The sequence below is a fragment of the Vibrio mediterranei genome, from assembly GCF_013364395.1.
GTDB lineage: Bacteria > Pseudomonadota > Gammaproteobacteria > Enterobacterales > Vibrionaceae > Vibrio > Vibrio mediterranei.
In genome coordinates, this window is sequence record NZ_JABXGK010000008.1 from 1,998,243 (window position 1) to 2,006,290 (window position 8,048).

An 8,048-nucleotide genomic window follows, 5' to 3' on the forward strand; every position below is an offset into this window, starting at 1 on the left:
AATGAGTTTAACGGAATATTCAATTAAGAACCGCGTCATCAGCTGGTTGTTTCTAGTCATTTTAGCTATCGGTGGCGTGCAATCTTTTATGGATCTAGGTCGTTTGGAAGACCCTGCATTTACCATTAAAGATGCAATGATTATTTCTACCTATCCGGGGGCAACATCCACGGAAGTCGAAGAAGAACTGACGTATCCATTAGAGAAAGAAATCCGCAAACTCCCTTATATCGATAACATCAAATCGACATCATCTTCGGGTCTTTCTCAAATCATGGTCAGTATGAAAATGGACTATGGTCCTGATGAGTTGCCACAGATTTGGGATGAGATGCGCCGAAAAATCAATGATCTACAACCGCAGCTCCCAAATGGTGTGAGCTCGGTACAAATCATTGACGATTTTGGTGATGTGTTTGGCGTAATGATCATGCTCACGGGTGATGGCTATGATTATGTTGAGCTTAAGCGCTATGCGGATTATTTAAGCAGAGAGCTTGAGTTAGTCGATGGCGTAGGCAAAGTGGCCATTGCAGGCGATCAGCAAGAGATGCTGTTTGTTGAGCTGTCTCTAGAAAGGTTGTCAGCACTGAATCTGGACATGAATGCGGTGATGGGATTGCTTAATCAGCAAAACAGCGTGCTTTCCTCTGGCGAGATTATGATTAATGGCGAAAGCTTAGCGATTCGTCCAAATGGTAGCTTAGACTCCGTTGAGTCATTGGAAAATCTGATTATCCATGGTCGTGATACCGGAAACTTGATTCGTCTTAAAGATGTCGCGGATATTTCAAAAGGTATTCAAGAGAAACCGTCGAATGTGATTACGTTTAACGGTAAGCCTGCTATTAACCTAGCGATTTCATTTTCGTCTGGGGTTAACGTAGTGGAAGTCGGTAAGGCGTTAGATGTACAGCTGAAATCATTAGAAAGCATCAAACCTGCGGGCATTCATCTTGACTACTTCTACAATCAATCGGCGGAAGTAGATAAGTCAGTTCAAGACTTTGTAGTCAGCCTTGCTCAAGCGGTTGGAATCGTCATTTTAGTGCTGCTGTTTACCATGGGAATGCGTAGCGGCATCATCATTGGTGCGGTTTTGCTGCTAACGGTGTTTGGTACTTTCATTATGATGAGTATCAATAATATCGAGCTACATCGTATTTCTCTGGGCGCGTTGATTATTGCTCTGGGTATGCTGGTGGATAATGCCATCGTGATTGTAGAAGGCATTTTAGTAGGGCTAAAACAAGGCCAAACCAAGAAGCAAGCTGCAATGGGTATCGCTAAGCAAACTCAATGGCCACTGCTTGGTGCAACCGTAATTGCGATTACAGCATTTGCGCCTATTGGTTTGTCTCAGGACGCAACTGGTGAATTCATGGGGTCTCTATTTTGGGTTCTGTGTTATTCACTGTTCCTAAGTTGGATTACCGCATTAACGTTGACTCCGTTCTTGGCTGACTTTCTGCTGAAGGAATCAGACAAAAACGAGAGCGCAGATGACTCTGACCCATATAAAGGTGTTTTGTTCACGGTCTTTCGTTGGTCATTAAAACTTGCTCTAAAGCTGCGTTGGTTAACCGTCGCGGGCATGGTAGCAATGCTCATTGCCGCGGTGATGGCGTTTGGTTTGGTGAAACAGTCGTTTTTCCCACCATCTAATACGCCAATGTTCTTTGTAGATATGTGGATGCCTGAAGGAACGGATATTCGTCAGACACTTAAGCAAACAGAAAAAGTGGAGCAATACATTCAAGCGCAGGATAACGTTGAGTTCGTCTCTACGTCGGTTGGTCAAGGACTACAACGCTTCATGTTGACTTATCAGCCAGAAAAGAGCTACGAAGGCTATGCTCAGCTGCAAGTACGAGCAACTAGTCGCGACAATATGTTTGAGCTACTACATAAGTTAGATGATAACTTAGCGAGCGAATTCGCCGCACCAACGTTCCAGCTACGTTTAATGGAGTTCGGTCCGTCGCCTGCTTCAAAGATCGAGGCTCGTATTATAGGTCCAGATCCTCAAGTACTACGTGATATTGCGGTACAAGTTGAAGATGTACTGATTGCTGATCCAGGGGCGCGAAACATTCGACATGATTGGCGTGAAAGAATCAAAGAGCTAGTTCCTCAATTTAACGAGTCGAAAGCGCGTCGTTTGGGTATCTCTAAAGAGGATTTATCTAACACACTTCAGCTGGCATTCGGTGGCAATACCATTGGCATATTCCGTGATGGTACTCAGATGCTACCTATCGTGACTCGCCTAATTGAAGATGAGCGTGTGGACTATGCGTCTTTGCAGAATATTTCCATATGGAGTCCAATGCTTCAGACCTATGTTCCGGTCGAGCAAGTCATTGACAATGTTACTTTGGATTGGCAAGAACCTATTATTCAACGTCGTGATAGAAAACGTACATTAACCGTACTCGCAGATCACGATGTGCTTGGGGATGAAACCGCAGCAAGTTTATTCGCTCGTGTTAAGCCACAGGTAGAATCACTGCCTCTGCCTGATGGCTACACGATCGAATGGGGTGGCGAATATGAATCATCGAAGGATGCGCAAGAAGCGATGTTCAAATCCTTGCCTATGGGTTATTTATTGATGTTCATTATTACCATGTTGCTATTCAACTCATTGAAAAAGCCTTTGGTGATATGGCTTACTGTTCCACTGTCGATCATTGGTGTCGCATTTGGTCTCTTACTATCCAATATGCCATTCAGCTTTACGGCGTTACTTGGTTTGTTAAGCCTGAGCGGTATGATCCTGAAAAACGGTATTGTTCTGATGGATCAGATCAATCTTGAGCTGGAAAGTGGCAAGGATCCGTATTTAGCGATTGTTGATAGTGCTGTGAGTCGTGTGCGTCCAGTGAGTATGGCGGCCTTGACAACTATTTTGGGGATGATCCCGCTGGTGTTTGATGCGTTCTTTGGCTCTATGGCGGTGACGATCATGGCTGGACTTGGATTTGCGACGGTACTGACTTTGATCGTGGTGCCAGTACTGTTTGCTATTTTCTTCAATATCAAACCAGCTAAGTAACTATCTAACGAAATTAAGCGTCGAGCCCACTCTTAGGAGTGGGCTTTTTTGTACCAGCTAAATGCGCACTTTGTTGATTACTAGTAGTGATACGTGATTTTCGCAGCAAGATGACATAATTTGCTTGCATCTTGTTACACTTTCGGTTTTTTGGAGGGGTTTGTAAGTTAATTTCGAAATCTTGATCAAAAATTCGCAAAATAATGACCAAGAATTTGGAATAGCTGCCACATTTTTTGCAATGATCGTTTTGTAATTCTACCGACCTTTTACACAATATGGTCACGAAATGATCAGACCAGCTGGAGACAATGACAATGCCAACTAACTACTGCGCAGCATGCAAGAAAGATACAGCCCACAAAGCCGTGATGCGACGCAGTCCAAATGATAGTACTTCCATGCTCCAGAGCTTCCAGCAATTAATGTCTCAACTTGTCACAGGTAGTGGTTATTACAAACTAGAGCGTCAGCTGTATTGCCGAGTTTGTAATAAGCAAAACCAAGAAGCGGCAAAACCAGTCATGAGTCAGCAAGCAAACTTAGCGTAACTTTTTCAGGCTCCCTACGTTTAACCTTTTGGTTTTGTTGTGAGTTTGTGATCTGACGTCTATTTACATGCATAACGATTGATTTACAATCGAGAGAATGTCCATTCGCTCGAGATAAATCAATGGCTTCGCTCGCATTAGATAAAATCGATTTAGAAATCCTAAGAATACTCAGCCTTAAAGGTCGCATGCCGATTGTTGAGTTGGCTAAACAGGTCAATCTAACAACGTCTCCCTGCTCTGATCGGGTTAAGCGACTAGAAAAAGAAGGCTTCATTCTTGGGTATCATGCGGAGCTTAATCCAGAGAAACTGAATTTGGATGTCCAAGTTTTCATTCATATTCGACTCGATCAAACCAGTTTTTCCATCTTCGAGAAGTTTGCCAAAGCGGTAGAACTGATGCCTGAAATTGAAGAGTGTTACTCTCTATCGGGTGACTTCGACACAATGATCAAAGTTCGCACCAAAGATATGAAGTCCTATCAAGCATTTATGTCCACCAAGTTGGGTACTTTGCCGGGGGTGATTCAAACTCGCAGTGAAGTGGTCATTGAGGAGCATAAAACTGGGTTCGGCGTTAACCCTGAGCTTTTAGACACGCTCACTACCTAAACCATACAAATCATTACCTTTATCCTCTTGTTTTAAACGAAATGACTACTTGTTTTCTATACAGATGCCTTTTGGTATTTCGTTTTTGAGACTTCCCCTAATTTAATTCCAATTTCAATTTATATAACGATAAATATCTGATATTTACATTATGCATATAAATTAGAAATGAAGATGAACAAACCTATAATGTTTGAATGTGCGAGAGTGCATATCAACTAAATGGTGTTTGGGTATCGAAGTAACAGTTTTTTGAACTTTTAACCAGAGTGAAGTCGGTTTTAAAGGAGCTCGCCATGAGTATCGCTGCATTAATGGGGCTTGTGAATGTCACAGGAACCCTAGTTCTTGATTCACAAGGAAAATTGGTCGTATTACCAGAAGGGGTTGATCCCCGACCTGGAGACGTAGTGCTTGAACAGGTTGCCGAGCAGCCTAGTGATGAATTAGAGGGCATTAAGCTCGCTCAAGTCGACGTTCCAAGTGATGATTTTGGCTCAAGTCTGCTGCAAGGCGATCAAGATGCACTAGACATCATTGCTCAAATTGAATCCGGTGAAGACCCGACTCAAAATGAAGATCAAGCCACGGCTGCCGGTGATGGCCTAAGCTCCAGTATATCCGATGCGGCAACCGTTGAAGCGATAAACCCACAAGTTCAAGCTGCGACTTTCTTCGAAACAACAGGACTTGATCCTCGCAGTCTTAATGATACCCAGACTAATACACTCCTAGATATTTTTTCTAATGCCGCCCCTGTTACTGTCTTTGATTTACGTAACTACGATGAAGAATCGCAAGATGGTCAGTTAAACCTAGACTTTCCTATTGACCCGAATGGTGATGTGCTGACGCTCACTGTCACAGAGCTTCCTAAATTGGGTACCCTAACACTCGCTGATGGCACACCGGTTACGTTAGGTCAGCAGTTAACACAAGCTGAGTTTGAAGGTTTACAATTTGATGCGCCAATGGAATACACCGCAGGTGAAGATGCTGGCCAATTTACCTACACAGTTGACGATGGTCGTGGAGAGATAAACTCTGTTCAGGCCGGTGGTGTAGCCATCACCATCAATCCTATCAATGATATTCCTGTGATAGTCGAACCAGGGGAAGGGAGTGTAACCGAATCTGGTCACTTCGATAACGGCGATATCGACGCAGGAAATGACACTGCGACTGGCCAAGTTGTTGCGACAGATAACGATACCGACTCGGTTCTTGCTTATTCAGTCGCTAACCAATCTGACCAATACGGTTCTATCTCTATTGATAGTAAGACTGGTGAATGGACCTACACCTTAAACAACAGTTCTACCGCGACACAAGCTCTAGCAGAGGGTCAAACTGCTACATCTGAATTCACGGTTTTGGTTACCGATGACAAAGGTGCGGTGGTAACCGATACGATTGTAATTACAATTACTGGAACAAATGATAAGCCAGAGTTTTCGACTTCAAGTAACTTCTCTGGGCAAGTTGTTGAGGCTGGTAACCTTGACGATGGAACAGAGGTGGCTGGTCAATCAATAGTGTCAGGTACGCTTGTTGCGAGTGATGTGGATCAAGGCTCAAGCTTAACTTTTGCTGTGGAAGATGGAAGTAGCGACTTTGGTAGCTTACAAGTGCAACCTAGTGGTTTGTGGGTCTTTAATCTCGATAATAATTCCCCTCAAACACAGGCACTTAAAGAAGGTCAAACACAAGAAATTCAATTTACCGTCAGTGTTACTGACGACAAAGGCGCTGTGACCTCGGAAGTTGTTACAATTACTATCACGGGTACGAATGATCAGCCAACGTTTAATGCCAGCAGTAAGCTTGTTGGTGCTGTGACTGAAGCGGGCCATGATGACGATGGCAATGTTATATCAGGTACACCAACGGCTACCGGTACCTTGACTGCGGATGATGTAGACGCTGATTCACAGTTGAAGTTTGCTGTGGACAATGGCGACAGTCCTTACGGCAAACTTGTGGTGCAAGAAGGTGGCCAATGGACCTTTACGCTAGATAACACCACGACTGAGACGCAAGCACTTAAAGAAGGCGAAACTAAAGACGTTAGCTTTACGGTCAAAGTGACCGATGAGTTTGGTGCGGTGAACACTGAAACGGTGACCATCACTATTACCGGTACCAATGATGTGCCTACTATTGATGGCAACAGCGTAACGGCGGGAGCGGTGAAAGAAGCGGGCCATGAAGATGACGGCACTGTGGTATCTGGCACGCCAAGCGCAACGGGTACTATTGAAGCCACTGACGTGGATGCCGACTCCGTTTTGGCGTTTAGCGCCGAAGGCAGCAGCAACTACGGTAGCTTCGCTATCGATCCGGTGACGGGCAAATGGACGTTCACTCTAGATAACAACGCAGACGCTACCCAAGGGCTGAAAGAAGGCCAATCGGAAGACGTCATTTTCACGGTGAAAGTGACCGACGATAAAGGGGCGGTGACTGAGCAAGCCGTGACCATCACCATTACGGGTACCAACGACCAGCCAACATTTAATGCCAGCAGTAAGTTTGTTGGTGCTGTGACTGAAGCGGGCCATGATGACGATGGCAATGTTATATCAGGTACACCAACGGCTACCGGTACCTTGACTGCGGATGATGTAGACGCTGATGCACAGTTGAAGTTTGCTGTGGACAATGGCGACAGCCCTTACGGCAAACTTGTGGTGCAAGAAGGTGGTCAATGGACCTTTACGCTTGATAACACCACGACTGAGACGCAAGCACTCAAAGAAGGCGAAACTAAAGACGTTAGCTTTACGGTCAAAGTGACCGATGAGTTTGGTGCGGTGAACACTGAAACGGTGACCATCACTATTACCGGTACCAACGATGCTGCGACTATTGATGGTAATAGCGTAACGGCGGGAGCGGTGAAAGAAGCGGGCCATGAAGATGACGGCACCGTGGTATCTGGCACGCCAAGCGCAACGGGTACCATTGAAGCCACTGACGTTGATGCCGACTCCGTTCTGGCGTTTAGCGCCGAAGGCAGCAGCAACTACGGTAGCTTCGCTATCGATCCGGTGACGGGTAAATGGACGTTCACTCTAGATAACAACGCAGACGCTACCCAAGGGCTGAAAGAAGGCCAATCGGAAGACGTCATTTTCACGGTGAAAGTGACCGACGATAAAGGGGCGGTGACTGAGCAAGCCGTGACCATCACCATTACGGGTACCAACGACCAGCCAACATTTAATGCCAGCAGTAAGTTTGTTGGTGCTGTGACTGAAGCGGGCCATGATGACGATGGCAATGTTATATCAGGTACACCAACGGCTACCGGTACCTTGACTGCGGATGATGTAGACGCTGATGCACAGTTGAAGTTTGCTGTGGACAATGGCGACAGCCCTTACGGCAAACTTGTGGTGCAAGAAGGTGGTCAATGGACCTTTACGCTAGATAACACCACGACTGAGACGCAAGCACTTAAAGAAGGCGAAACTAAAGACGTTAGCTTTACGGTCAAAGTGACCGATGAGTTTGGTGCGGTGAGCACCGAAACGGTGACCATCACTATAACGGGTACCAATGATCAACCAACCTTTACTTCAAGCAGTACTCTCGCAGCTACCGTTACTGAAGCTGGGCATACGGATTCTGGTGTTACGGTGCCTGGAACGGATGTCGCAACTGGGACGTTAGTTGGTACTGATGTTGACGCAGATAGCACGCTGACATATTACATCGAGAATGGTAATAGCGATTATGGAAACATGGTTGTGTTGCCGGATGGTCGATGGACCTTTACGCTGAACAATAATTCAGAGCAAACTCAAGCTCTGAAAGAAGGGC

At 45.4% G+C, this 8,048-nt stretch carries 4 protein-coding genes; all 4 read left to right on the forward strand.

What is annotated here, in order from left to right:
- Position 1: 1 nt before the first annotated feature.
- On the forward strand, positions 2-3,058 hold the full coding sequence (locus HOP38_RS26035; RefSeq protein ID WP_198559345.1) for an efflux RND transporter permease subunit: 3,057 nt from the start codon (positions 2-4) through the stop codon (positions 3,056-3,058).
- Between the two features lie 317 nt (positions 3,059-3,375).
- The gene (locus HOP38_RS26040; protein ID WP_006070244.1) at positions 3,376-3,609 is read left to right on the forward strand and encodes a hypothetical protein; all 234 of its coding nucleotides are present in this window, start codon (positions 3,376-3,378) and stop codon (positions 3,607-3,609) included.
- A 122-nt stretch (positions 3,610-3,731) separates the two neighbouring features.
- Positions 3,732-4,223: an Lrp/AsnC family transcriptional regulator gene (locus tag HOP38_RS26045; protein ID WP_006070243.1), complete on the forward strand. Its 492-nt coding sequence runs from the start codon at positions 3,732-3,734 to the stop codon at positions 4,221-4,223.
- Between the two features lie 296 nt (positions 4,224-4,519).
- Positions 4,520-8,048 (forward strand): VCBS domain-containing protein (locus HOP38_RS26050; RefSeq protein WP_198559346.1); only part of this gene is annotated, 3,529 nt, incomplete at its 3' end.

What these genes read in the sequence shown, in the direction of transcription:
- HOP38_RS26035 (WP_198559345.1), top strand. Translation starts at nt 2, where the DNA reads ATGAGTTTAACGGAATATTCAATTAAGAACCGCGTCATCAGCTGGTTG.
- HOP38_RS26040 (WP_006070244.1), top strand. Translation starts at nt 3,376, where the DNA reads ATGCCAACTAACTACTGCGCAGCATGCAAGAAAGATACAGCCCACAAA.
- HOP38_RS26045 (WP_006070243.1), top strand. Translation starts at nt 3,732, where the DNA reads ATGGCTTCGCTCGCATTAGATAAAATCGATTTAGAAATCCTAAGAATA.